At 65.1% G+C, this 24,272-nt stretch carries 21 protein-coding genes; 10 read left to right on the forward strand and 11 right to left on the reverse strand.

Annotated elements, in window-relative coordinates; translation table 11 throughout:
* The first annotated feature begins 10 nt into the window (after window positions 1-10).
* From AC3A43_RS05195 to AC3A43_RS05205, 3 genes are read left to right on the forward strand one after another with little or no spacing between them, the layout of a single operon-like run.
* On the forward strand, window positions 11-1,225 hold the full coding sequence (locus AC3A43_RS05195) for a hypothetical protein (protein WP_487791461.1): 1,215 nt from the start codon (window positions 11-13) through the stop codon (window positions 1,223-1,225).
* Between the two features lie 58 nt (window positions 1,226-1,283).
* Window positions 1,284-2,210 carry a hypothetical protein gene (locus AC3A43_RS05200; RefSeq protein WP_487791462.1) on the forward strand — a complete coding sequence of 309 codons (927 nt, stop codon included), beginning with the start codon at window positions 1,284-1,286 and terminating at the stop codon, window positions 2,208-2,210.
* Window positions 2,207-3,571, forward strand: a complete 1,365-nt coding sequence (locus AC3A43_RS05205) for a sensor histidine kinase (protein ID WP_487791463.1) — start codon at window positions 2,207-2,209, stop codon at window positions 3,569-3,571. Before AC3A43_RS05200 ends, AC3A43_RS05205 begins: the two co-directional genes overlap by 4 nt.
* A gap of 58 nt (window positions 3,572-3,629) precedes the next feature.
* Here the strand turns inward: AC3A43_RS05205 and AC3A43_RS05210 are convergent, their stop codons facing one another.
* The gene (locus AC3A43_RS05210) at window positions 3,630-4,916 is read right to left on the reverse strand and encodes a citrate synthase (protein WP_487791464.1); all 1,287 of its coding nucleotides are present in this window, start codon (window positions 4,914-4,916) and stop codon (window positions 3,630-3,632) included.
* 37 nt (window positions 4,917-4,953) lie between these two features.
* The gene (gene gltX, locus AC3A43_RS05215; protein ID WP_487791465.1) at window positions 4,954-6,420 is read right to left on the reverse strand and encodes a glutamate--tRNA ligase; all 1,467 of its coding nucleotides are present in this window, start codon (window positions 6,418-6,420) and stop codon (window positions 4,954-4,956) included.
* A 70-nt stretch (window positions 6,421-6,490) separates the two neighbouring features.
* On the opposite strand from gltX, the gene AC3A43_RS05220 reads away from it, so the two are divergent.
* The gene (locus tag AC3A43_RS05220) at window positions 6,491-8,650 is read left to right on the forward strand and encodes a ComEC/Rec2 family competence protein (protein ID WP_487791466.1); all 2,160 of its coding nucleotides are present in this window, start codon (window positions 6,491-6,493) and stop codon (window positions 8,648-8,650) included.
* On the opposite strand, the gene lexA is transcribed toward AC3A43_RS05220, so the two are convergent.
* The 9 genes from lexA to AC3A43_RS05265 form a co-directional block, all read right to left on the reverse strand.
* Window positions 8,604-9,281, reverse strand: coding sequence for a transcriptional repressor LexA (lexA, locus tag AC3A43_RS05225; protein ID WP_487791467.1), 678 nt, complete (start codon window positions 9,279-9,281; stop codon window positions 8,604-8,606). The genes AC3A43_RS05220 and lexA overlap by 47 nt on opposite strands.
* 65 nt (window positions 9,282-9,346) lie before the next feature.
* On the reverse strand, window positions 9,347-10,537 hold the full coding sequence (locus tag AC3A43_RS05230) for a molybdopterin molybdotransferase MoeA (protein ID WP_487791468.1): 1,191 nt from the start codon (window positions 10,535-10,537) through the stop codon (window positions 9,347-9,349).
* Window positions 10,534-11,004 (reverse strand): cyclic pyranopterin monophosphate synthase MoaC, encoded by a 471-nt coding sequence (gene moaC, locus AC3A43_RS05235; protein WP_487791469.1) that lies wholly within the window; start codon window positions 11,002-11,004, stop codon window positions 10,534-10,536. Before moaC ends, AC3A43_RS05230 begins: the two co-directional genes overlap by 4 nt.
* Window positions 11,001-11,795, reverse strand: coding sequence for an indole-3-glycerol phosphate synthase TrpC (trpC, locus tag AC3A43_RS05240; protein WP_487791470.1), 795 nt, complete (start codon window positions 11,793-11,795; stop codon window positions 11,001-11,003). The genes moaC and trpC overlap by 4 nt, the downstream gene beginning before the upstream one ends.
* Complete coding sequence (trpD, locus tag AC3A43_RS05245; RefSeq protein ID WP_487791471.1) at window positions 11,792-12,790, reverse strand: anthranilate phosphoribosyltransferase; 999 nt, start codon at window positions 12,788-12,790, stop codon at window positions 11,792-11,794. The genes trpC and trpD overlap by 4 nt, the downstream gene beginning before the upstream one ends.
* Window positions 12,787-13,377: an anthranilate synthase component II gene (locus AC3A43_RS05250; protein WP_487791472.1), complete on the reverse strand. Its 591-nt coding sequence runs from the start codon at window positions 13,375-13,377 to the stop codon at window positions 12,787-12,789. The genes trpD and AC3A43_RS05250 overlap by 4 nt, the downstream gene beginning before the upstream one ends.
* Before the next feature lie 110 nt (window positions 13,378-13,487).
* Window positions 13,488-14,564 carry an alpha/beta fold hydrolase gene (locus AC3A43_RS05255; protein WP_487791473.1) on the reverse strand — a complete coding sequence of 359 codons (1,077 nt, stop codon included), beginning with the start codon at window positions 14,562-14,564 and terminating at the stop codon, window positions 13,488-13,490.
* Between the two features lie 35 nt (window positions 14,565-14,599).
* The gene (locus AC3A43_RS05260) at window positions 14,600-16,117 is read right to left on the reverse strand and encodes an anthranilate synthase component I family protein (RefSeq protein ID WP_487791474.1); all 1,518 of its coding nucleotides are present in this window, start codon (window positions 16,115-16,117) and stop codon (window positions 14,600-14,602) included.
* Between the two features lie 2 nt (window positions 16,118-16,119).
* Complete coding sequence (locus tag AC3A43_RS05265; protein WP_487791475.1) at window positions 16,120-18,066, reverse strand: SurA N-terminal domain-containing protein; 1,947 nt, start codon at window positions 18,064-18,066, stop codon at window positions 16,120-16,122.
* Between the two features lie 182 nt (window positions 18,067-18,248).
* Here AC3A43_RS05265 and tpiA point away from each other — a divergent pair, with 182 nt between their 5' ends.
* The 6 genes from tpiA (at window position 18,249) to AC3A43_RS05295 (ending at window position 24,253) form a co-directional block, all read left to right on the forward strand.
* Window positions 18,249-19,001 (forward strand): triose-phosphate isomerase, encoded by a 753-nt coding sequence (gene tpiA / locus AC3A43_RS05270; RefSeq protein ID WP_487791476.1) that lies wholly within the window; start codon window positions 18,249-18,251, stop codon window positions 18,999-19,001.
* Between the two features lie 70 nt (window positions 19,002-19,071).
* Entirely contained in the window at window positions 19,072-19,521 is a 450-nt protein-coding gene (gene secG / locus AC3A43_RS05275; protein ID WP_487791477.1) for a preprotein translocase subunit SecG, read from the forward strand.
* A gap of 109 nt (window positions 19,522-19,630) precedes the next feature.
* Window positions 19,631-21,262 carry a CTP synthase gene (pyrG, locus tag AC3A43_RS05280; protein WP_487791478.1) on the forward strand — a complete coding sequence of 544 codons (1,632 nt, stop codon included), beginning with the start codon at window positions 19,631-19,633 and terminating at the stop codon, window positions 21,260-21,262.
* Between the two features lie 25 nt (window positions 21,263-21,287).
* Window positions 21,288-21,971, forward strand: coding sequence for a Crp/Fnr family transcriptional regulator (locus AC3A43_RS05285; protein WP_487791479.1), 684 nt, complete (start codon window positions 21,288-21,290; stop codon window positions 21,969-21,971).
* Window positions 21,972-22,320: 349 nt separating this feature from the next.
* Window positions 22,321-23,571 carry a lipoprotein-releasing ABC transporter permease subunit gene (locus AC3A43_RS05290; protein WP_487791480.1) on the forward strand — a complete coding sequence of 417 codons (1,251 nt, stop codon included), beginning with the start codon at window positions 22,321-22,323 and terminating at the stop codon, window positions 23,569-23,571.
* Window positions 23,564-24,253, forward strand: a complete 690-nt coding sequence (locus tag AC3A43_RS05295; RefSeq protein WP_487791481.1) for an ABC transporter ATP-binding protein — start codon at window positions 23,564-23,566, stop codon at window positions 24,251-24,253. The genes AC3A43_RS05290 and AC3A43_RS05295 overlap by 8 nt, the downstream gene beginning before the upstream one ends.
* The last annotated feature ends 19 nt before the right edge of the window (window positions 24,254-24,272 follow it).

The following is a 24,272-nucleotide window of genomic DNA, read 5'->3' on the forward strand; positions in this document are numbered from 1 at the left end:
TCCGGCGCCGATGGCCCTGATAGCGCTGGTTGGCGCCAGCGAAACGCTGCCCGACGGGTCGCTTCGCGCGCTCGTCACAGTGGCGGGCGAAACGCTGATCGAGCGGCAGGCGGCGCGGCTTTCCGACGCCGGTGTAACGCATATCGCGGTCGCGGTCGGCGCGGTTCCGTCGGACCTGCTCGCGACCTGTGACCGTATCCGTCGGCGCGGGATGAAAGTCACCCCCGTGCGCGCAGCGCCCGACTTGATGGGGCTGGTCGAGGGCGACGACCGGATCATGCTCGTCGCCGATGGACTGCGCGCGGGTGGCACGCATTATGCGGCGATCGCCAAGCCCGGATCGCCCGCAATCCTCGTCACGGGGGATACCCCGCTGACGCAAGGCTTCGAGCGGATCGACGCAACGCGCCGCTGGGGCGGGCTGGCGTGCATTTCGGACGCGATGGTTGCCGAACTCGCGGCGATGCCCGGCGAATGGGACATGATGCTGACGCTGCTGCGGCTTGCGGTGCAATCGGGCGCGCGGCGGCTTTATTGCGAACCCGCGCTGTTCGAGCAGGGCGAGATCGCGATTGTGACCGATCGCCCGACCGCGGCGCTGATCGAGCAATCGAGCCTGCAACAGGTCGAATATGGCGGGATGGGGCTGGGCCGGTCGGCGATCATGATGCCGTTGATCAGGCTCGCCGGGCCCTTGCTCGTTAAATCACCCGCGACGGCGCGTTATTTGCCCTATGTCACCGCGTTGCTTTGGGTCATCGTGGCGTTGCTGGCAGCAAGTGGGCTTGCGGCGGCAGGCGCACTGGTCGCGATCTTCGGCGGGCTCGGGCTTGCGGCGATGCGCTTCCTCTCGGCATTTCGGGCGGAAAGCGCGGCACAGGACCGGGCTCGCGACGTAATCCGTACCTTTGCTTGGGTGTTGCTCGCGGTCTTTCCATGGCTGTTGTCGCTCGCCGGACCGGGACACAAGATGCCGCTGTTTTCGGAAGCGGCGCTCGCGCCCTGCCTTGCTGCGACCATCCTGATCGCTCGGTCGCTTTATGAGGATTCGGGCGAACGGCGCCGATTTCACTGGCTGCTGCCCGACGCCGACCAGGCGTGGATATTGCTCGCGCCGGCATTGCTGTTCGGCTTTGCACCTTTGATGTTTGCGATCCTGCCGCTGCTCGCGCTGTTCCAGATACTGATCTGGTTGCGGCTCGCACGGCGTCCGGAGGCGCGGTAAAACAAAGGTATTGAAGGTTTAAGGCCTATTAACGCCATGCTGTTATTGGCGGATACGCATGAGTGAATTCGTCTCCTCCCCCGGCATCGACCCGCCGTCGCCGACGCTGTCGGCGCGCCTGCGCGAGCTGGCGGACTATCTGGCCGCGCCCGCAGCGGGCCGGCTGACCGAAGAGCAGCGCGCGCTCTCGCTGGGCATCGCGCGCCGGCTTGTAATCGACGTCGCAGAGCGGCTCGACCCCGGCATCAACCCGGAAGCCCTGTGGGACGGATGGCTGCGCGGCGGATTGCCGTGCGCTGCGCGGCTGGCAAGCCTCTGTTTTGTACGCGCTGAGGAACATCGCTGGCGCGAACAATCGGCGCACCGGGCCAGCCCGCCGCCGATTCTGAACGCAACCGAGGGGGCGAGCGCCGACGCGCCTTTGGTGGGTGAGCCGCTGTCCGAGGTCGATCGTGCCTATCTGACGCTGCAGATCGCCGACCGGCGCCGCTTCGATGCATTGGGCAATCCCGCGCTTGCGATCGCCGACCTCGACAGCGAAATTTTTCGCACGCTGCTGCTCGATATCGCCGCGTGGCGGCTTGCCGAAGTTAGCGGGAACACGGACCGCGCCGCCCGACTGGGCGAAGCCGTGCGGATCGCGACCGAGCGGCAGGCCGAGGAGGCCGGCCTCGATCGCGCCGGGCAAAGCTATTATGAAGCTGTGGGCCCTGCATTGCCTGACGCCGCTTCGGACGCGATCGCGCGCCACAACTGGCCGACGTTGATCGCGTTGGCCGCCGCGGCGCGGCGCCGGACTTATAACGATATGGCGATCAGTTTGCTGACGGCCGAAAGCGCGGCGCTGCCTTCGCTGTTCGCGCCGCTGCGGCTCGATCATATTGCGCTCGCGCCGCTCGAGGCTTCGCTGGCGATGCTGCCCGCGCGCGCCGTCGCCGATGCAGGCGAGGCCGCGGTTCCGATGCCAGACGGATCGGCACGGTGAGCGAGCGCATCATCCGCGGCCGTATCGACCGGTCGGGGGCGCTGATCAGCGCCGACGCGCCGCTGCTTCGCCTGCAACAACGCGCGGGAGCGGGACTCGACAAGCCGCTGGCCCTGCCGCATCTCGCGCGGCTCGTGACACTTGCGCAGCGGCTGCACCGCGACATCAGCCGCCCGCTATATGCCGCCGACGATCATAGCGACATCCACGCCCTGGTCCGCATCATACCCGACGCCGACGGGGCGAGCCTGGAAATCAGCGACTGGCGCACGCGCCCCGTCATGCAGCCCCAGGTTCCGGCGATCGCGGAGAGCGCGGCAGTCCCGCAAAGCTGGACGTGGGAATGTGATCCGCAGTTGCGCATGGTCGCATTGCGCGCGGCCGCCGATGCGCCGCCGCTCCCGGCAGGGTGGGAAGGGCGCTCGCTTTCGGAGCTGTTCGAATTGCAACCCGACGCGGACGGCCGCTTTCCCGTGCTGCGCGCGCTCGCCAGGCAATCGCGCTTCGACGGCCAGCGCGTGCGCGCTGCGGCTACGATGACCTTGTCCGGCGAGGCGTCGTTTGACGCGACGGGCCGTTTCACGGGCTTTCGCGGGCTTGCGGTCGTCGCCGATGCCCCAGTGTCGGCCGAACCGACGGCGACCGCTGCGCTGATCGATCCCGCTTTCGGATCTTTGCCGCTGTCCGACCCGCAGTTCGGACGCCGTATCGACGGCGCGCTACGCGGCCCGCTCAGCCGTATCATCGCGACGGCGGAGACGATTTCGGGGCAATTCGACGGACCGATCCGCGCCGATTATGCGCGCTACGCTGGCGATATCGCCCATGCAGGGCGCCATTTGCTCGGTCTTGTCGACGATCTTGCCGATCTGCAGAATATCGAGCGGCCCGGGTTCAAGGCAGCACGCGACGAAATCGACCTCGGCGATCTGGCGCGCCGCGCGGTCGGGTTGCTCGGCATGAAGGCCGAAGAAAAGGGCATCCGCATCGATGCCCCGCGCACCGACGACAAGATGCCCGCAACGGGCGAATTCCGTCGCGTGCTGCAGGTCCTGCTCAACCTGCTGGGCAACGCGATCCGCTATTCGCCCGAAGATTCGCTGATCTGGATCCGCGTGAACCGCGAAGGCGACCGTGCCATGGTGACCGTCGCCGATCAGGGGCAGGGCATAGATGCCGAGCAGCAGGCGGTCGTATTCGAGAAATTCGAGCGGCTGGGCCGGACCGACAGCGGCGGATCGGGCCTCGGCCTCTATATCGCCCGCCGTCTTGCACGGGCGATGGACGGCGAACTGACCGTGGACAGCGCGCCGGGGCAGGGCGCGCGTTTCACGCTGAGCCTGCCGGCACGCGAGGTCTGAATCGAAACGGCGGCGCAGTTGCCTGCACCGCCGTAAGAAATTGCCAAAAATCGAATAGTTAGCGCTTGTCGACCGCCACATAGGGACGATGCGTCGGGCCGGTGTACAACTGGCGCGGACGGCCGATCTTCTGTGCGGGGTCCGAGATCATTTCGTTCCACTGCGCGACCCAGCCGACGGTGCGGGCGAGGGCGAAGAGCGCGGTGAACATCGTCGTCGGGAAACCGATCGCCGACAGGATCACGCCCGAATAGAAATCGACGTTCGGGAACAGCTTCTTCTCGACGAAATAGGGATCGTTGAGCGCCATTTCCTCGAGCTGAAGCGCGACCTCGAACACCGGGTCGTTGACCTTGAGCGCCTCGAACACTTCGCGGACGGTTTTCTGCATCACGGTCGCGCGCGGATCGTAATTTTTATAGACGCGGTGACCGAAGCCCATCAGGCGGAACGGATCGTCCTTGTCCTTCGCACGCGCGATATATTCGGGGATGCGTTCCGGGCGGCCGATTTCGCGCAGCATGTTGAGCGCGGCTTCGTTGGCACCGCCATGCGCGGGACCCCACAGGCAGGCGATGCCCGCCGCGATGCACGCGAAGGGATTCGCGCCCGACGAACCGGCCAGGCGCACGGTCGAGGTCGAGGCATTCTGTTCGTGATCAGCGTGGAGGATGAAGATACGATCGAGCGCGCGTTCGACGACCGGGTTCACCTCATAGGGCTCCGCAGGCACGCCAAAGGTCATGCGCAGGAAATTCCCGGTGTAGCTCAGCGAATTGTCGGGATAGACGAACGGCTGGCCGACCGAATATTTATACGCCATCGCGGCAATCGTCGGCATTTTCGCGATCAGCCGGTGGCTGGCGATCATCCGCTGGCGCGGGTCGTGGATTTCGGTCGAGTCGGGGTAGAAAGCGCTGAGCGCGCCGACGACGCCGCACATCACCGCCATCGGGTGCGCATCACGGCGGAACCCGCGATAGAAGGTCGCGAGCTGCTCGTGCAGCATCGTGTGGCGAGTGATCGTGGTGTCGAACTCGGTGAGTTCGTCGGCGCTCGGCAGTTCGCCGTTGAGCAGGAGGTAGCAGACCTCCATGAAGCTCGACTGTTCGGCGAGGTCGCCGATCGCATAACCGCGATGGAGCAGGACGCCTTCGTCGCCGTCGATATAGGTCAGGTTGGATTCGCAGCTCGCGGTCGAGGTGAAACCGGGGTCGTAGGTAAAGGCGCCGGTCTGCGCATAAAGCTTGCGGATATCGATGACGTCGGGGCCCACCGTGCCCTTCAGTACCGGACTGTCGACGGTTGTGTCGCCCAGGGTGATTTTTGCGGTCTGATCGGTCATATTATTTTCCCTGTTCTGACGGCGGGAGAGAGAATGGCTACGCCCCTGCCGGATAATGTTGCGCTGCGTCAAGTCGCGCCAGACTGACATCCCGTCCGAGCAACAGCAGCACGTCGAAAATTCCCGGGGAAATGGTTCGGCCGGTTAATGCCGCGCGCAAAGGTTGTGCCAGCTTTCCGAGGCCAAGTTCGGCGGCTTCGGCTTCTGCGCGGACTGCGGCGTCCAGCTCTTCTATCGTCCAGTCGTTCAGCCCGCGAAGCCGCTGAATCACGGCGGCAAGCAGACCTTCGGGCGAGGCCTTTAGCACCTCGGCCGCCTTTTCGTCCACCGGCAACGGGTCGGGTTGAAACAGAAAAATCGCGCCGTCGGCGATCTCGTCGAGCGTCTTGGCGCGCGGTTTCAGCGACGCCATCGCGCGCGTCAGCAGATCGCGGTCGCCGTCGTCGAGCGCACGCCCGACAAGCTTTTCGACGCGCGGGGCGACGAGATTCGCGAGGTGCGCGTCGTCGGCTTCGCGAATATAATGGCCGTTGAGATTTTCGAGCTTTTTGAAATCGAAACGCGAGGGCGAACGGCCGACATGCTCAAGGTCGAACCACTCGGTCGCCTGCTGGCGGCTGATGATCTCGTCGTCCCCATGGCCCCAGCCGAGGCGGAGGAGATAATTGTTCACCGCTTCGGCAAGATAGCCCATCTCGTCGCGATAGGCATCGACCCCGAGCGCGCCGTGACGTTTCGACAGCTTCGCACCGTCAGCGCCGTGGATCAGCGGAACATGGGCATAAATCGGTTCGCGCCAGCCCATCGACCGGATGAGGGCAAGTTGGCGAAAGGCGTTGTTGAGGTGATCGTCGCCGCGGATGACGTGGGTGACACCCATGTCATTATCGTCGACCACGACGCTGAGCATATAAGTGGGCGTGCCGTCACTGCGCAGCAGAATGAAATCGTCGAGTTCTGCGTTCTGGACGGTCACCTCGCCCTGCACCTTGTCAGTGATCGTCACCGCGCCGTCCTGCGGCGCGCGCAGACGAATGACATGCGGGACCGCCGGGTCGCCGTCTTCGCGGTCGCGCCAAGCGCTGCGGACACGGAAGGGAAGGCGCTTTTCCTGCGCCTCGGCACGCATCGCGGCGAGTTCGTCCTGCGTCAGGTAGCAGCGATAGGCTTCGCCCTTTGCGAGCAGCTCGTTCGCGACCTCGGCGTGACGCGGCGCGCGCGCGAACTGGAACACGGTCTCGCCATCCCAATCAAGGTCGAGCCACTGCATGCCGTCGAGGATCGCGTCGATCGCGGCGTCGGTGGAGCGCGCACGGTCGGTATCCTCGATGCGAAGCAGGAATTTTCCGCCGTGATGACGCGCGAAGAGCCAATTGAACAGCGCGGTGCGCGCGCCGCCGATGTGCAGATAGCCGGTCGGCGAGGGGGCAAAGCGCGTCACGACATCGGCGCCTGTCGCTTCGGCGGTTGCTGCTGCCATATTGGTCTGGTTTTCGGTTGCCACTCTGGCCTCTTTCACTCACTTTGCCGGACCAACAAGAGAAGGCTCGGCGGGGATCGGGGGAGCCCCTAGCATGGCGACAAGGCAGCTACAAACGCCCATTGCCGCGCGGTGGGCAAGTATTGGACACCGGCTGGCGAACGCGATCGAGGCGCGGCTGGAGGCCGAGCGCGAGCGGATCGGGCTATGGCTGCCCGTCGCGCTCGGCGCCGGGATTGCCGCGTGGTTTGCGCTTCCCACGGCCGCCCACTGGATCGGATTGCTGTTGCTGCTCGCCGGGGGCGTGCTCGCGGGATTGCTGATCGGCTGGCAAAAATGGTCCGGACGCGTGGTCGTCGTCGGGTGCGGCGTGATGGCGGCGGGTGTCCTGCTGATCTGGGCGCGCGCTCTCTGGGTGGCGGCGCCGGTGCTGGCTACGCCAGCGACGACCGCGTTTTCTGCCATTGTCGAACGTGTCGAACCGCTCCCCGCCAAGGGGCAGGTGCGGGTAATCGCACGCCCCCAGCAGCGCAGCGATCTGCCGCCGCGCGTTCGGCTGACCTTGTCCAGCGAGCAGGCGCTCGATCTGGATGAGGGTGAAACGGTCGGTGTTCGCGCCCGCTTGATGCCGCCGCCGACCGCGAGCCTGCCCGGCGGCTATGATTTCGCCCAGCGTGCCTGGTTCGACCGGATCGGCGCCGTTGGGACGGTTTTGGGCGACGTGTCGCGTACACCGGGGCGCGGCGCGGTGACGCCTCCTCTGCGTGCCCGGCTCAGCGGGCATATCCACGGGCAGGTTGAGGGATCGGCGGGTGGTATCGCCGCGGCGCTTGTAACTGGCGACCGCGGCGCAATCAGCGAAGCGGACGAGGAGGCGATGCGCCGCAGCGGCCTTGCTCATCTTCTGTCGATCAGCGGCCTGCACGTGACCGCGGTCGTCGGCTTTGCCATGCTGCTGACGATGCGGCTTTTCGCGCTCAGCCGTCGGCTCGCGCTCGCGGGCTATGTCCTGCCGCTCGCCGCCGCTGCGGGAGCGCTTGCCGGCGGCGGGTATACATGGCTGGCTGGCGCCGAGGTGCCGACGCTGCGCTCGTTCATCGCTGCGCTGCTCGTGCTCGTGGCATTTTTGATGGGGCGCGAGGCGCTGACCCTGCGGCTTGTTGCGGCGGGTGCCTTGATCGTCCTGATCTGGCGGCCCGAATCGCTGGCTGGCCCCAGCTTTCAGTTGAGCTTCGCCGCTGTCACGGCGATCATCGCGCTGCACGAAAGCCGTCCGATGCGATCCTTTCTGGCGCAGCGGGAAGAGCCGTGGGTTTTCCGGCTCGGGCGCGGCGTTACGGGGTTGCTCATCACGGGGCTTGTCGTCGAGGTGGCGCTGGCGCCGATCGCGCTGTTCCACTTTCACAAGGCGGGACTGTATGGCGCGCTGGCCAATGTGATCGCGATTCCGCTGACGACCTTCGTCATCATGCCTGCCGAGGCGCTGGCGTTGCTGTTCGACAGCGTCGGGCTCGGTGCGCCCTTCTGGTGGGTTGCCGAACAGGCGTTGCTGACGCTGATCGGCCTGGCGCACAGCGTCGCCGACGCGCCGGGTGCGGTCGCGATGATGCCGACCTTTCCGCGTTGGGGCTTCGCCTTGGCGATCGCCGGCGGGCTCTGGCTTCTGCTCTGGAAAACTGGCTGGCGCAGGGCGGGCGCTGTGCCATTGGTGATCGGCATGGCCGCGCTGGTTCTGCAGCCGCGCCCCGATCTGCTGGTCACGGGCGATGGGCGGCATATCGCCGCTGCGCTCCCCGACGGCGGCTATGCGCTGCTCCGCGACCGGGCGGGCGATTATATCCGCGACACGATGGGGGAGGCGGCGGGTATCGATACGCCGCTCGCTGCGCTGGCCGAGCTCGATCATGTCGAATGCAATCGCGATTTCTGCCGCTGGAGTCAGGGCGAAGGCGCTTCCCGTCGCATCATCCTCGCCTCGCGCGGGCGCGACCGGATCGAGGGCGCCGACATGGCGGCCGCTTGCGCCGCCGCCGATGTAGTGATCAGCGACCGCTGGCTACCGCATGAATGCTCAGGGCGCTGGATGACGATCGATCGTGACAGCCTGGCCGCAAGCGGCGGACTGGCGCTCTATTTCGGCGAAACACCCGAAGCCGTCGCCACGCTACGCGCGGGCGACGGCCATCCGTGGCGTTTGCCGCAGCAACTCAGTGGTAACGACGAAGCAGTCCCGACAGCCGACCTTGAACGATGACGCGGTTGGCGGGGTAACGCTGCGGTTCATAGGCGCTGTTGGCGGGGTCGAGCCGGATCATTGCCCCCTCGCGGCGGAAATATTTGAGTGTAGCATCCTGCCCGTCGACGAGCGCGACGACGATATCGCCCTCGCGCGCGGTGCTCGCCTTCTGGATCAGCGCGTAATCGCCGTCGAAGATGCCTGCCTCGACCATCGAGTCGCCCGACACTTCGAGCGCATAATGTTCGCCCGAGCCGAGCAAAGCGGCGGGAACGGCGAGGTTATTATGCTCCTCGAACGCCTCGATCGGCACGCCGGCAGCAATCTTGCCGTGCAGCGGCACTTCGACGATGTCGTTCGCGGCAATCGGACGGACCGTCGGTGCCGGCTTACGCAGCGGCACGACATTCTCGCGCGCCGGAGCGGTCTTCGCTGCCTCGGGAACCTTGATCACTTCGAGCGCGCGGGCGCGATTGGGCAAGCGGCGCAAGAATCCGCGCTCTTCCAGCGCGCTGATCAGCCGGTGGATACCCGATTTGGATTTGAGGCCCAGCGCCTCCTTCATCTCCTCGAACGACGGCGAAATGCCGCTGTTGTCGAGCTTTTGCTGGATGAAGTGGAGCAGCTCATGCTGCTTTGCGGTCAACATCGGTTGTTCTCCATGATGCCAGTTCCGGACATAGTGAGAACGATAGTGGAACAAAGCGGAACTTGTCAAGCGATGACGAGATAGTCCGACATGGCGCCCGCATCGCGTGCCGGCGCACCAATCTCGCGGATGAGCAGCGCGTTGGCGGACGCCAGCGGCAGCGTCAGCCCGCTTTCCTGCCCGAACATCGGCGTAAGCTTGCCGTTCTCGAGTCTCGCGCGAAGATAGTCGCGCCGCGTTCCACCTTCGGCCAGCGGCGTCGCGAGCGGGCCCCGATGCGCAACAGGAAGCGGATCGCTCGCGCCGGCAAGATGACGGACGAGCGGCAACAGAAACAGTGTTGCGGTGACGAAGGCCGAAGACGGATTGCCGGGCAGACCGACCAGCACCGCATCGCCGATTGTCCCGGCGATCAGCGGCTTGCCCGGACGCATCGCGATTCGCCAGAAATCCAGATGTCCGCCGGCGTCCTCGAGTGCGCTGCGCACATGGTCATGATCACCGACCGACGCGCCGCCGACGGTGACGATGACGTCGTGACGTCGCGCCAAATCCTTGAGAATCTTGGCAAGTATCAGGCGGTCATCGCGGACTTGATGCGGCAGGATCGTTTCGGCGACCTCACCGTCAAGCATCGCGGCGAGCATCACGCCATTGCTGTCGGGTATCTGCCCGGCCGCGAGCGGACGCCCCGGTTGGACAAGTTCATCGCCGGTCGTCAGGATTGCGACGCTGGGGCGACGGCCAACGGTAATCTGGCCCGCGCCGCTCATCGCCGCGGCGGCAATCGCTCCGGGCGTAAGGCGGGTTCCGGCAGGAAGCAAAATCGTGCCGGCGGCGAAATCGGTTGCCCGCTCACGAATGTGGCGGCCGCGTGTGCCCGGCCCATCTCCGCAAAGCGTCAAGCGTTCGCCCTCGCGCGAGACATCTTCCTGCATGACGACGGTATCGGCGCCGTCTGGCAGCAGCGCGCCGGTAAATATCCGTATCGCCTGGCCCGACGTAAGCGTCCGGTCGGTCGCGGTGCCGGCAGCGACTTCGCCGACCATTGTCCAAGGGCCGGGCAGATCGTCGAAACGGATCGCATAGCCGTCCATCGCCGATAACGCCGCGGCTGGTTGGTCGCGCAAGGCCACGACATCATCCGAAAGATAACGGCTAAGCCCATCGGAAAGGCTGATTTTTTCGCTTCCCAAAGGCGCACGCAGCGCGAGAAGGCGGTCTTGTGCGTCCTCGACCGGAAGGAGCGCCGTCATTCGGCGCGCCAGTCGCCCGAGCGACCGCCGCTCTTTTCGAGCAGGCGAATGTCACCGAGCACCATCGCGCGGTCGAGTGCCTTGGCCATATCGTAAAGCGTGAGCAGGGCGACCGACGCGGCGGTGAGCGCCTCCATCTCGACGCCGGTCTGACCCGTCGTCCGCGCGGTCGCGGTAACGGCGATGCCGCGCTCTTCCCATGCAAAATCGACGCCGACCTTGGTCAGCGCGAGCGGATGGCAGAGCGGGATGAGGTCGGATGTGCGCTTGGCCGCCATGATTCCGGCGATGCGCGCGGTCGACAGGACGTCGCCTTTGGGCGCGTTGCCGCTCCGGATGGCTTCGAGCGCCTCTGCCGACATCGTGATGCGCCCGCCAGCGACGGCGCGGCGCTGGGTCATGGCCTTGCCGCCCACATCGACCATCGACGCAGCCCCGCTTTCGTCGAGGTGCGTCGGCCGCGTCATGCCGGGGTGCCGGTCAAAAGCGTGCGCGTTGCCGCCGTGACGTCATCCTGGCGCATCAGGCTTTCACCAACAAGGAACACGCGAACGCCGCTTTCCGCCAATCTTTCGCAATCGGAGTGGTCGGCGATGCCGCTTTCGCCGACGAGCAAGGTGCCCGGCGGGACGAGGCGGGCCAAGCGTTCGGTGACACCGAGATCGGTTTCGAAGGTCCGCAGATCCCGATTGTTGACGCCGATCAGACGCGAGCGGAGCCGGGTCAGCGCGCGGTCGAGCTCGGCCTCGTCATGCACTTCGACGAGCACATCCATGCCGCGCTCGATCGCGGCCGCCTCGATGTCCTGCATGGCGCCATCGTCGAGCGCGGCGACGATGATCAGGATTGCATCGGCGCCGATCGCGCGGGCTTCGGCGACCTGCCAAGGGTCGACCATGAAATCCTTGCGGAGCGCAGGCAGCGCGCAGGCGGCGCGCGCGGCGACCAGATAATCTTCGTGGCCCTGGAAATAGGGTGCATCGGTGAGGACTGACAGGCACGCGGCGCCGCCGGCAGCGTAAGCGCGCGCATGGTCCGCTGGATTGAAATCGCTCCTTATCAACCCCTTGGATGGGGAGGCTTTCTTGATTTCCGCGATCAGGCCGAAGCCGCCAGCGTCGATCTTCGCCTGCAGCGCCGCCGCGAAGCCGCGGACAGGCCCGGCATCAATCGCGTCGAGGTCGGAAAGCGACCGGATTGCGCGGCGCTCGGCGACCTCACCAGCCTTGGTATCCAGAATTTGCGTGAGCTTGTTCATTTATAGGCGATCCAGCAATTGAGCAGCGCGTTGGCAAGGCCCTTGTCGATGGCTTCGGCGGCTTCCTCGACGCCTTCGACCAGCGTTTCGACGGCACCGGCGACGACGAGCGCCTCGGCGGCGTTGTAGAGTACCGCATCGCGGTAGGCTCCGGCTTCACCTTCGAGCAAGCGGCGCAGCGCCTTTGCATTGAAAATCGCGTCGCCGCCGCGGATTTCACCGAGCGAGCGCGTGGGAAGACCGGCATCGGCGGCAACGCTGCGCTGCATCCGCACGCCTTCGGGCGTGATCACCGCCACCTCATTGCCGCCCGCGAGCGAGAGCTCGTCGAGTCCCTCGTCGCCCGAAATGACGCGCGAATGCTCGGTGCCGAGCCGGTGCAGCGCCTCGGCATAAACGGGAACATAGGCGGGGCGGGCGATACCGATCAGCTGGCGCGTGACGCGCGCCGGGTTGGCGAGGGGGCCCATCAGATTAAAGATCGTGCGACGCCCGATCGCCTTGCGGATCGGCATGATGCGCTTCATCGCCGGATGGTGGTGCGCGGCGAAGAGGAAGCAGATGCCGAGATCGGCGAGTTGGGCCTCCGCCATTTGCGAGGCGCGATCGAGATCGAGGCCGAGCACTTCGAGGGTGTCAGCAGCACCAGATTTCGAAGAAGCCGCACGATTTCCATGCTTTGCTACCGGAACTTCGCACGCAGCGACGACGATGGCGACCGCGGTCGAGACATTCAGCGTATGGTGGCCGTCGCCGCCGGTGCCGCAGACGTCGATCGCGCCTGCGGGCGCTGCAATGGGGATCAACCGGTCGCGCATCGCCTGCGCGGCGGCCGCAATTTCAACCATCGTTTCGCCGCGATTCGACAGGGCGGTCAGGAATTCCACGATATTGTCGTCGCTGGCGCCGCCGTCGAGCATCGTGGCGAAGGCGTCGGCCGCCTCGTCATGCTCCAGCAACCCCGCAGGGTCGGGAAACGGGCCGAACCGGCTCATGCCGCTTTCCGTTCGCCGACCGGCAACCCCGCGATCTTCAGGAAATTGGCGAGCATCGCATGACCATGTTCGGTAGCGATGCTCTCGGGGTGGAACTGGACCCCGTGGATGGGCAGTTCGACGTGGCGAAAGCCCATCACCGCGCCATCGTCGCTCGTCGCGTTAATCACGAGGTCGGCGGGAATGTCGACAACCTCGAGGCTGTGATAGCGCGTTGCCTGAAACGGCGAAGGCAGGCCGGCGTAGAGCCCGCTGTTGTCGTGGCACACGGGCGACGTCTTGCCGTGCATCAGGTGGCCGCGCTGAACAGTGCCGCCGAAATGCTGGCCGATCGCCTGATGCCCGAGGCATACGCCGAGCAAAGGACGCCGGGCTTCGGTGCAGACGGCGACGAGGTCGAGACTGATTCCCGCTTCGTTCGGCGTGCAGGGGCCGGGCGAAATCAGGATCGCGTCGGCCCCGGTCGCAAGCGCGTCTGCGGCGGTCAGCGCATCGTTGCGCTCGACGCGCACATCGGCACCCAACTCGATCAGATAATGAACGAGGTTGAAGGTAAAGCTGTCATAATTGTCGATGACGAGGATCATGGGGCGTGCCGTAACGATTTTGCCGATGCGGGGAAAGGGATAGAAGCTTTTCGCGGCGCAATCCCAACTTCGTCATCGCGGCGCAGGCCAGGATGACGAAAATGTGGTAGCTACTCCGCCATCAGTTTCGCCAGATCGGCTTTCCAGAATTTTGCCCATGTGTGCGTGCTGTGCCCCTTGGTTTCGGGGCTCGCGGGGATCAGAATGAATTTCGTCGTGGGCATCCGCGCCGCGGCCTTTTCGGTGATGCCGTACGCGGGCGGGTTGATGAAATCGTCGGCGGAATTGATCCACAGCACTGGCACTTTGATCTTTTCGAGATTCGGCCAGGGGTTGTAGGTTCGCGAGCTATCGAGTTGATAAATCACGTCGTTCGCGTCGTTGCGGCCATAGGTGCGAGCGAAGGCTTCATCCTTATATTTCTCGGCGGTTTCGCGCGTCGGATATTGTGCCTGCAAGGCATAAGGATTGGCGCCCGCGATCATGCTGAGCGACGCTGCGGTGCGCAGCCCCGCCGCCGGCGGCTCCTGATAATTGCCATCCTTCCAGAGCGGATCGGCCTTGATCGCGTCGATCGACAGCGTCCGCCACATGCGGTTCTGGCCCGCGATCTCCACCGGCAGGCACGCGAAAGGCGCGAGCTTTTCGGCGAATCCGGGATGTTTCTCGCCCCAGATAAACGCGTGCATGCACCCCATCGAGGTGCCGAGGATCAGCTTCAGCTTCTTCACGCCGAGTTTCTCGGTGAGTAACCGGTATTGGGCATCGACCATGTCTTCATAGTCGTAGCGCGGGAACTTCATGCGCAGCCCGTCGCTGGGCTTCGACGAGCCGCCATGGCCGATATTGTCGGGCAGGATGATGAAATATCTGGCGGTGTCGAGCGGCTGGCCGGGGCCGAACAGCTCGTCGGCGAACTGCGGCTGGAAAAACTGTTTTCCGGTGCCACCCGTGCCGTGAAGGATCATCACGGCGTTTATGACATCGCCCTTCGCGTCATACTGCGGCGTGCCGAGCGTGATGTAACGGAGGGTGAGTTCGGGCAGTTTCTCGCCGCTCGCGAAATTGAAGTCGGCGAGGGCGGCATCGACCCCGGCGGCGCCGTCGACGCTGAAGCGATAGGGTTCTGCGTGCGCGGGCGTGGCGCTGGCGAACAGCAGGGCGAGCGGGGCAAGGAGTTTGCGCATGGCGCGACGCTAGCGCGCGCGCCGATCAGGTCAAGCTATTGCCCGTAACCCGGCGTTCCGGCGAGCCGCACCGCTTCGCGCGCTGCGGCGAACAGCGCGCCGGCCTTGGCTTCGCATTCGCGCTGTTCATAGGCGGGATCGCTGTCGGCGACGATGCCGGCGCCGGCCTGCACATGCATTTCGCCGTCTTTGACGATCGCGGTACGCAGCACGATGCAGCTGTCCATATTGCCGTCGGGCGCGAAATAGCCGACGCCGCCGGCATAGGGCCCGCGCGCATCGGCCTCAAGCTCGGCGATGATCTGGCACGCGCGGACCTTAGGCGCGCCGCTGACCGTGCCCGCGGGGAAGCCCGCGAACAGCGCGTCGATCGCATCCCTCTCGGGAGCGATTCGACCGACGACGTTCGACACGATGTGCATGACATGGCTGTAGAATTCGACCGTGTAACTGTCGGTCACGGTCACGGTTCCACCCACCGCGGCGCGGCCGACGTCGTTGCGGCCGAGGTCGAGCAACATCAGATGCTCGGCGCGTTCCTTGGGATCGGCCAGAAGCGATTCGCGGTTTTCGACATCCTCGGCGCTGGTGCGTCCGCGTGGCCGCGTACCGGCAATCGGGCGGATTGTGATCTCGCCATCACGCACGCGGACCAGAATTTCCGGCGACGAGCCGATCAGTGCGAAGCCCGGAAGGTCGAGAAAATAGAGGAACGGCGAGGGATTGATGCGACGGAGCGCGCGGTAGAGGTCGAACGGCGGCAGGTCGAAGGGGGTCGAGAAACGCTGTGACAGCACGACCTGAAAAATGTCGCCCGCGGCGATATAATCCTTGGCCGCTGCGACCATCGCGGCGAATTGCGCGGGCGTCGTTGCGGGGTTGGCCGCGATGTCGGCGGGGAGCGCATCGGTCAAGGCGCGGTCGGCGTGCGCGCTGGCGCTCGACAGCCGCGCAGCGATGGCGTCGAGCCGGTCGCGCGCCGCCTCGATCATCCGGTCGATGGCGCCATCGGCATCGGGCCAGATCGGCGCGATCAGGAACAGCTCGTCGGCGAGGCGGTCGAAGACGAGGATCGTCGTCGGGCGGACGAACACCATGTCGGGCAGGCCCAGACCCGCGCCGGGCGCGCGCGAAACCCGTTCGACCAGGCCGAAGGTTTCATAAGCAAAGAAGCCGACAAGCGTAGCAAGCGCCTTTGGCAAGCCCTCTGGGACGTCGAAACGGCATTCGGCGACGAGATCGCGCAGCGCATGAATGGCGGGGGCGGCCAGCGGCCGGAACGCCTCGCGGTCGCGCCGCCAGTTGCGGTTGATCCGCGCGGCATCGCCGGTGACCTCGAACATCAGATCGGGATCGAGGCCGATCAGGCTGTAGCGCCCTCGCGTTTCGCCACTTTCGACCGATTCGAGGACCCAGTCGCCGCGGCCCGGTTCGATCAGCTTGAGCGCCGCCGATACCGGGGTTTCGATATCGGCGATCAGCCGCTGCCAGACGACCGCGCCGCGCCCTTGCGCCAGCGCTTCGAGCGCTGCGGCTTTGCCCTCGAGGCTCACCCCTATTCGGCAGCCGGCGCGGTGCCGGTGAGTTCGGCGCGCAGCTGGTTGACGAGGTCCTTGTTGATCGTGACGCCGATGCGGCGCTTTGCCTCGGCGGCGAGCTGTTCGATCAATTCGTTTCCGAAAGCGGGCGCAAGTGGCTGGGCGATCGCGGCAACGCGCTGCGGCTCGATCGATTTCGGATCGGGTCGCTGGACGTCGGTCAGCGCGATTACCATCCAACCGCGATTGCCGGGGATTTCCAGCGTCTTCACGCTGCCTTTGGCCATCGAAAACAGCAGCGCGAGTTCGGGCGGGACGGGCTTTCCGCCAGCGCCAAGTTCGGCCCGGCGGCCACCGATCGTCTGCGCATTGCCGATGTTCGGGCCCGCAGCGGCAACGGCGTCGGCGAGACTCTTGCCGCCTTCGACCGCCTTGGCGATTGTCCGTGCCTTGTCGCGAGCAACCTTTTGCCCCTGGGCGAAGCGCCATTCGCTGAGCAAGTCGCCGCGGATCTGGGCGAAGGGCGGCGGCGCCGCGGCGACGATCGATTTCACCGCATAGACGGCGAACCGCTCATTCTCGACGAGCGTGGCGATATGCCCTTCGCCTTCGCCAGCGGCCTGAAAGGCCTGGCTGACGAGCGGCGCGAGTTCGGGAGCCGGCGTGAAAGCGGGCTGGCCGGGCGCGCGGCCGCTGGGCAGCAACGCGGGCGTTTCGACAAGCTGCAGCTTGCGGTCGGCGGCGACTTCCTCGACCGACGCGCCGCCGTTCACGGCGTCCTGGATTGCGTTGTAGTAATCGACGATCGCCTCGTTGGCCTTGTTCTTGCCGAGCTCGGTCCGGATTTCGGCGCTGGCGTCGGCGAGGCTACGGGCCGGGCGCGCGGTCGCATCCTCTACACGCGCCACCGTCCAGCCAAGTCCGGTTTGCGTCGGGCCGATCAGGTCGCCGCGTTTCGCCGCAAAGGCTGCCTTAGCCGCGGCCGCGCTGCTCGTCGCGGCATAGGCGGACTGTGTCAGGTCGCCGGTGGTCGAGGCCGACAGACCCGCCGCCTGCGCCGCGGCGGCAAGCGAAGCGCCACCGCGCACCTTGGCGGCAAGGCTGTTCGCCGTCGCCTGATCGGGGACGATCACCTGCGCGAACCGGCGCGTTTCGCTCGCCGCATATTGCGCTGCATTGTCCTTATAAACCTTCGCGATTTCCGCGTCGGTGACTGCCGGAACCGGCACTGCGGACCGGTCGAACAGCGCATATTGGATTACACGGCGTTCGGGGACGGTGAATTTGGCGGCATTCTGCGACAGGAACGTCTTCAGCGCCGCATCACCCGGGTCGGCGGTCGGCGCGAAAGGACTGGCGGGAATGAAGGTCGCCTGTCCGCGGCGCTGTTCCATCAACAGCGCGGCATAGGGCTGCGCCATGCCCGGCGCGATGCGTGGCATCATCGCGATCGGCGCCGCAAGCTGTTCGATCAGGAGCTGCTGCCGCAGGTCGCGGCGAAGCTGGGTTTCGGTCAGCCCGTTCTGGCGCAGGAAATTCTCGAAAACCTTCTGGTCGAACCGTCCTGACACGCCGGCGAAGGCGGGAAGATCGGCGATGCGCCCGTCGATGAGCCGCTTGCTGACGCTGAAGCCCATCTGGGTGGCAAACTGGTCGAAGGCCAGGCCCTCGACCAGCTGGTCGAGCACCTGATCGAGACCGCCCGATTCGACGAAGGCCGCCATCGTCATTCCCGGCTGCTGCTGTCGCGCCTGATTATACGCCTGGCGGGCGCGATCGCGCAGTTCGCCAACGCCGATTTCCTCGCTGCCGACCTTCGCGACATTGGCGCCGCCGATCCCGCCAAAGCTGGAGTTGCCGGTGACATCGCCAAGCGCGAAAGCGAGTCCGACGAGCGCGACGAAGGCGAGGGCAAGGAATTTGCCGATCGTCGAGGAAAACATGCGGCGGATGGCGGTGATCATGGAACGGGCATTCTTTCGGCGAAGGCGCGGGATATGCGCGGTTGCGCGCTGCTTTAGGCGGGAGGCGATGCCGCATCAAGGCAGGAAAGGGGCTTTTCGTCCCCGCCCGACGCCGCTTGCCTATCTCTATCGCTCGCCGCTAGGGCACGGACAAGGTTTGAACATCGGGAGAGACAAAGGTCATGGCACGGCGCAAATATGTGGTTGGCAACTGGAAAATGAACGGCCTGTCGGACGCCGTCGGCGAAGCGCAGGCGATCTTTGCCGCGGCTGACGATCATAGGGGAGTCGATGTCGCGATTTGTCCGCCCTTTACCCTGATCGCCGCGATGGCCGCGGCGGCGCCGGGCAAAGCAGTCGGCGGACAGGATTGCCATAACGCGGCCTCAGGCGCGTTCACCGGATCGGTCGCAGCACCAATGCTTGCCGATATCGGCGCGCGCGTGGTGATCGTCGGGCACAGCGAACGGCGCGAAGGCTTTGACGAAAGCGATGCCGATGTGCACGCCAAGGCAGAAGCGGGGCTGGCCGCCGGCCTGTCGGTCATTCTGTGCGTCGGTGAGCCGCGTGCGGTACGCGAATCGGGCGGCGCGATCGACTATGTGCTCGCGCAGATCGCGGGGTCGGTGCCCGATGCCTTCGATGCGCATCGCCTGGCGATTGCTTACGAACCGATCTGGGCGATCGGCACGGGTCTGGTGCCGACGGTCGCCGACGTCGCAGCGATGCATGGCGCGATCCGCGGTGCGCTGGAAGCGCGTTTCGGTGGCGTGGCACAGGATATGCGCATTCTTTATGGCGGCTCGGTCAATGGCGACAACGCTGCCGAGTTGCTCGATGCCGGCGATGTCGATGGCGCCTTGGTCGGCGGCGCGAGCCTGACCGCGGCAAAGTTCGTGCCGATCATCGCGGCGGCGGCTACACTCGCGGGTTGAAGCGAAGCGCCATCGTCTCTATGTGCGCCGCGGGCGCGGTCCGTGTGAGACTGTGCAAGTTCGGGAAAATATGATGTCCAGTCTCTTCACCTTCATACTCGTCCTGCAGGCGCTCGTCGCTGCGGTGATGATCGGCGTCATCTTGATGCAGAAGTCGGAAGGCGGCGGTCTGGGCGTCGGCGGCAGCCCCGCAGGACTGCTGTCAGCGCGCGGCGCGGCGGATTTCATGACCCGGGCGACGACGATCCTCGCCACGCTGTTTGTCGGCCTGTCGATCCTGCTCGCGGCGATGGCCTCGGTCGGTCGCAGCGGCTCGACGATCGACACCTCCTTGTCGAAGACGGCACAGACGAGCGGCGCGGCACCGGCTTCGTCGCTGACGGCCCCGACGCAGCCTGCGCAGGGTGCAGCGGCAGGTACCGCAGCCGCCCCGGCAAGCGACGATCCGTTGGCCGCGGCGGCAGCGGCAGCCAGCCAGGACGCCGCGCCGGCGCCCGCACAGGCGCCCGCCAAGAAATAGACCGGCGGCTTCGGCCTCCGACCGCAACCCGCCCGGCGGAAATATTTTCCGCCGGATGCGATTCGACGGCTTGCGCCGTCCCCCTCCCGTTGAGTAAGTCTTTCCTCCCATGGCGCGGTTCATTTTTATCACCGGCGGCGTGGTCTCCTCGCTTGGCAAAGGTTTGATGGCGGCTAGCCTCGCGGCCTTGTTGCAAGCGCGCGGCTATCGCGTTCGTATCCGGAAGTTCGATCCCTATCTGAACGTCGATCCGGGAACGATGTCGCCCTATCAGCATGGCGAGGTCTATGTGACCGACGATGGGGCCGAAACCGACCTCGATCTGGGCCATTATGAACGCTTTACCGGCGTTGCAGCGCGGCAGAGCGACAATGTGACGTCGGGCCGCATCTATCGCGACATCATCACCAAGGAACGCCGCGGCGACTATCTCGGGGCGACGGTGCAAGTCGTCCCGCACGTCACCGATGCCATCAAGGCGTTCGCACGCGCCGAACTGGACGACCTCGATTTTGTCTTGTGCGAAATAGGCGGCACGGTGGGCGACATCGAATCACTGCCGTTTATCGAAGCGATCCGCCAGCTGCGGAACGAGGAAGGGCGCGACAAAACTTTGTCGGTCCATGTCACGCTGGTGCCTTACATCGCCGCCGCGGGCGAACTGAAGACCAAGCCAACGCAGCATAGCGTCCGCGAACTCGCCTCGCTCGGCGTTCAGCCTGAAATCCTGCTCTGCCGGTGCGAACGGCCGCTGCCCGATGGCGAGCGGGCGAAGATCGCGCAATTCTGCAATGTGCGGAAAGAGGCGGTGATCCCGGCGCTCGACGCCGACAGCATCTATTCAGTGCCGGTGCAATATCATGGCGAAGGGCTCGACAATGAAGTTCTGCGGCATTTCGGCATCGACGACGCGCCCGCGCCCGACCTGTCGCGCTGGTACGACATCATGGACCGCAAGCAGCATCCCGAAGGCGAGGTCACGATCGGCGTCGTCGGCAAATATGTGTCGCTGCCCGACGCTTATAAGTCGCTGAACGAAGCACTGATCCACGGCGGCATGGCGCACCGGGTCAAGGTCAACATCCGCTGGCTCGACGCCGAGATGTTCGAGCGCGATGAGGATCTGGCCGCGAATCTGGAGCCGTTGAACGGCATTTTGGTGCCCGGCGGGTTCGGCGAGCGCGGATCCGAGGGCAAGATTTCAAGTGTGCGTTTCGCGCGCGAACGGGGCGTTCCCTTCTTCGGCATATGCCTTGGTATGCAGATGGCGTGTATCGAAGGCGCGCGGAACACGAGCGGCATCGAAAATGCGTCGAGCACCGAGTTCGGCAAGACCGACGAGCCAGTGGTCGGCATGATCACCGAATGGATGAGCGCCGAAGGCTTGCAAAAGCGCGGTGCCGACACCGACATGGGCGGCACGATGCGCCTCGGCGCCTATGAAGCCAAGCTGTCGCCGAATAGTCATGTCGCGACCATCTATGGCGCGAACGAGATCAGCGAGCGACACCGTCATCGCTACGAGGTCAACAACGCCTATCGCGAGAGCCTCGAGAAGGGCGGTCTTGTCTTTTCGGGCATGTCGCCCGACGGCATGCTGCCGGAAATCGTTGAGCGTCCCGACCATCCGTGGTTTATCGGGGTGCAGTTCCACCCGGAACTCAAGTCGAAGCCGTTCGATCCGCATCCCTTGTTTGCGGGCTTTATCGAAGCAGCGGTGAAGCAGAGCCGACTGGTCTGACGAGACACAAAAAGGAATTAGGGGCATGGATCACGCAAGACTCGCCGAGTTGCAGGGCCCCGACAGCATCTTTTCGGGGCTTTCGGTCGAAGATTGGGCCGAGATCACCAGCCGCGCGGTCCAAGTCAACTTCGTCAAGGGCAAGGAATTGCTCGTCCAGGGCGATCCGGGCGACATGATGCTGATCCTGACCCAAGGCACGGCACGCGTATCGATGCTGACCGGCGGCGGGCGCGAGATCGTGCTGGCCTATGCCGAACCCGGCGCAATACTCGGCGAAATTGCGCTGCTCGACGGCGGCGAGCGGACCGCCTCGGTCACCGCGACGAGCGCCGGGAGCGCCCTACAACTCGGCCGCAATGCGCTCAAGGATTTCACCGCAAGCCACCCCGAATTCGCCTGGTCGCTAATGCAACAGCTCGCGCGGCGGCTGCGGACAGCCGACCAGACGATCGAGAGCGACCGCGCCTATGCATCGGGGCCGCGGCTTGCCCGTTATCTCAAGCGCCTGATTCACAAGGATGTCGAGGCATCGCATCGCGTCGAGCTGAGCCAGACCGAGCTCGGCAATTTTGCCGGGATGAGCCGCGAACATATCAACCGCCAGCTCAAGAGCTGGGAGGAATCGGGCGTCATTTCGCTGGAACAGGGCCGCGTTCGGGTTCTCGACACCGCTATGCTCGAAGATATCAGCGAGAGTGAGAGCTGATCAGGCCGGAATCACAACGCCCGGGCCTCGTTTCCGAAACCCGGGCGCCTGTGACGAACACTCGCCATCCCCCTTTGTTGCAAGCCCGGCGAAAGGCCTGCACTCCCTGGAACCGGGCCTTGGGGCCGCTTGAACCAGAAGATGGTGGGCTAGGACCTGACGGGGGCTTTGTCACCCTCTGACGGGCACTTGGCCCTGCTTTTGCCGGGCGCTGTGGCCGATGGGCAACAGATTTTGCGAATCACTCGCAAGCTATTGGCGGTCCAGCGGCCATTGCCAGCGGTGCTGGCGCTGCGTAAAGCGGCGGCATGCGTGTCATTTTCCATGCGCCGCAAAGGCACAACCATCCATGATCCTGCGTCCTTATGAACGCACCCTCTTCAAACGCTATTTGCTTCCGCAGCGCGGCGAAGGGTTCATCTTCGTCGCGGCGGCTTTCAGCTTTACCGCCGTGATGCTGGGCGTCGCAACGCTGGTGATCGTGATGAGCGTGATGAACGGCGTGCGTAGCGACCTGTTCGAAAAGATCGTCGGGCTGAACGGTCATGCGGTCGTGCAGGGCTTTGGCGGTCGGATCGACAATTGGCAGGACGTGTTGAAGCAAGCGAGGGCGACCCCGGGCGTCGTTTCGGCAACGCCGCTGATCGAGCAGCCGTTGCTTGGCACCTTCAGCGGGCGGGTCGAGGGGATTTTGGTGCGCGGCATGACCGTGCCCGATATTCGCAAGAATGAGACGCTGAACGGGAAGGTGTTGCAGGGCAGCCTCGACACGCTGACGCCCGGATCGGGCAATGTCGCGATCGGCAGCGAACTGGCGCGTAACCTTGGCGCCACCGTCGGATCGAACCTGACGATCATCAACCCGGCAGGACGCTCGACACCGTTCGGCACGGTACCGCGCGAAATCAGTTATCGTGTATCCGCGATTTTCGAGATCGGCGTCTATGATTTCGACAAGGCCTATGTCGTGATGCCGATGGAGGATGCGCAGTTGCTGCTGCTCACCGGCGATCAGGTCCAGATGATCGAGGTCAAGACCACCGACCCTGACAAGGTCGGCGATATATTGCGACCGCTCGCCGAAAAGCTCGCGGCGCAGGCGGTCGTGTCCGACTGGCGATCGATGAACGCGAGCCTGTTCGAAGCGCTGTCGATCGAGCGCGTCGCGATGTTCGTCATCCTGTCGCTGATCATCCTTGTCGCCAGCTTCAATATCGTGTCCTCGCTGATCATGCTCGTCCGCGCCAAGACGCGCGACATGGCGATCCTGCGGACGATGGGCGCGCCGCGCGACGCGGTGATGCGCATCTTTATCGCGATCGGCCTGTCGATCGGGGTTGCGGGAACGGTCGCCGGAATGGTCATCGGTTTCAGCCTGCTATATTTCCGGCAGGCTGTACTCCGCGGGTTCGAATTCATCACGGGCCAGCCGCTGTGGGACCCGTCGATCCGGTTCCTTACCGAACTGCCGTCGAAGCCCGATCCTTTTGAAATCATCGGTATAGCGACGATGGTGATCGTCTTCAGCTTCCTCGCTACGCTCTATCCCGCGTTCAAGGCGGCCAATACCGACCCGGTACAGGTGCTGCGTTATGAATGACCCCAACACCGACCGGGCGCTTGAACTCGTCGGGCTGAAGCGCAGTTTCACGCAGGCCGACGTCACGATCGAGGTGCTGCGCGGGGTCGACGCGCACCTTAAACGGGGCGAGATCGTCGCGCTGCTCGGGCCGTCGGGGTCGGGCAAGTCGACGATGCTGCAGGCTGTTGGCCTGCTCGAAGGCGGGTTCCAGGGCGTGATCCGCATCGATGGCCATGACGTCACCGATTATGATCAGGGCGAGCGGACGAAGACGCGGCGCGAGAAGATCGGATTCGTTTATCAGTTCCACCATCTGCTCCCCGATTTCAACGCGATCGAGAATGTCGTGCTGCCGCAGCTGATCCGCGGAGCGGGGCAGGCCGAAGCCGAGGAACGGGCGGCCGACCTGCTCGGGCGGCTGGGCCTGGGCGAGCGACTGCATCACAAGCCGAGCAAGCTGTCGGGCGGCGAGCAGCAGCGCGTCGCCGTGGCGCGCGCGCTGGCTAACCGGCCCCTGCTGGTGCTTGCCGACGAGCCGACGGGAAATCTCGACGAGGCGACCGCCGACCGGGTGTTCGACCAGTTCGTGAGCCTCGTGCGCGACCATGGCTCGGCGGCGCTGGTGGCGACGCATAACGAGCGGCTCGCGGCGCGGATGGACCGTGTGCTTCGCTTGCATGACGGGCGGATCGAGGCGTAGGCTGCGGCCTTTATCGACA

The organism is Sphingopyxis sp. Soil_C_28, assembly GCF_057657055.1.